The 1519-nt window shown below is 65.6% G+C and carries 1 protein-coding gene and 1 pseudogene; one reads left to right on the top strand and one right to left on the bottom strand.

Annotation, left to right across the window (positions count from 1 at the left end):
* The first annotated feature begins 6 nt into the window (after window positions 1-6).
* Window positions 7-1287, top strand: coding sequence for an ATP-binding protein (locus ACZ60G_RS44075; RefSeq protein WP_465818384.1), 1281 nt, complete (start codon window positions 7-9; stop codon window positions 1285-1287).
* Between the two features lie 75 nt (window positions 1288-1362).
* Here ACZ60G_RS44075 and ACZ60G_RS44070 read toward each other — a convergent pair.
* A pseudogene (locus ACZ60G_RS44070) lies at window positions 1363-1519 on the bottom strand (enoyl-CoA hydratase); the annotation flags it as partial.

The following is a 1519-nucleotide window of genomic DNA, read 5'->3' as shown; positions in this document are numbered from 1 at the left end:
GTGTGTATGCCGGTATGGCGACTGCGCGAATTTCGTGACGCTGATCTGGATCAGGCGATTCAGATCTGGGAGCAGAGCCGTATGACGACCGCGGATGAGCCGGTGTTCGCGTTGGCGGAGGTGTTGGCGTCGGCGCGGGCGGGGCAGCCGACGGTGGTGGCCGAGGTGGGCGATGAGCTCGTCGGCATGGCGGTCGCGCAGATCCAGGGCGAGCGTGCGTGGGTTCTGCTGGTGGCGCTGGGGGCGCAGTGGCGGCGGCGTGGTATCGGTAGTGCGTTGCTGACCGAACTGGAGCGGCGGCTGCGCGCGGACGGCGTGCGGCGGATCTGCGCGCTCGTTCCCGAGGGCGCCACCGGGTCGGTCGCGTTCGAGAATTCCGGATACGCACGCAGGACCGGTCTCGTCTACTACGAACTGGTCGAGCCGCTGGCACCCGCGCAGGCCAGTTTGCTGTCCGAGCTGGGCGGGCGGCTGCTGCCACCCGGGTTGTGGCAGTCGATGGCGGGGATGGATCGGGAGAAAGAGATCATCGAACGGCGGATCGTGTTGCCGTTGGCGAACCCGGATGTTGCCGAGCGCTATCGGGTTCGTCCGCCCAAGAGCGTGATTTTGTTCGGGCCGCCGGGCACCGGTAAAACCAGCTTTGCAAAAGCGGTCGCCTCACGGCTCGGGTGGCCGTTCGTGGAGTTGTTCCCGTCTCGACTGGCCGCGACGGCGAGCGGCGGGCTCGCGGCGTCACTGCGTGAGGTGTTCGCGGATTTGGGTGAACTCGACGAACTGCTGTTGTTCATCGATGAGGTGGAGGAGATCGCCGGTGTGCGTGAGGGGACAGCGACCAGTCCGGCGCATGGTGTGACGAACGAACTGCTCAAGCTGATTCCGGTTTTCCGGGAGGACTACAGCCGATTGCTGATCTGCGCCACCAACTCGGTCCGATCGCTGGATTCGGCATTCCTGCGGCCCGGCCGCTTCGACTACGTGATACCGGTCGGCCCGCCCGATGAGCCCGCGCGCAAAGCGATCTGGGAGCGCTACCTCGGCCCTGCAGCCGAATCCATCGACCTCGACCACCTGGTGCGCGCCACAGCTCATTTCACCCCTGCGGACATCGAGTACGCCGCTCGTGCCGGGGCCCAGTCGGCGTTCGAACGCGCGATGCGCGAAGAAACGAGCGAACCCGCCGACGTCGAGGACTACCTGGTCGCCGTCGCCAACACTCGCCTGACGTTGACACCGGAGATTCTGACGGCGTTCGAGCAGGACCAGGCGAACTACACGCGACTGTGAGATCCGGCCTTCCCCGACATTCGCTTCACCGACGATCCATTCAAATTTCGCCGCGTTGTCGTGTGCTTTGCGAGTATTCGTCGCTTCTTTGGCGATCACCGCGACGGAAAGTGACATGGACGAGATGGTTTGGGCCATCTCGATGGTGTCAGACACCAGGTCGGCGGCGCGGCCGGGGCGCTCGGCCTCCTCGGCGTCGATGGTGCGGCCGGTCAGGACCAGGTCCATCGCC

It is taken from the genome of Nocardia sp. NPDC102475, assembly GCF_055584605.1.
This window is presented reverse-complemented; position numbering and strand designations above follow the sequence as displayed.

Coding starts and splice junctions, on each gene's coding strand:
- ACZ60G_RS44075 (WP_465818384.1), top strand. CDS start 7: ATGCCGGTATGGCGACTGCGCGAATTTCGTGACGCTGATCTGGATCAG.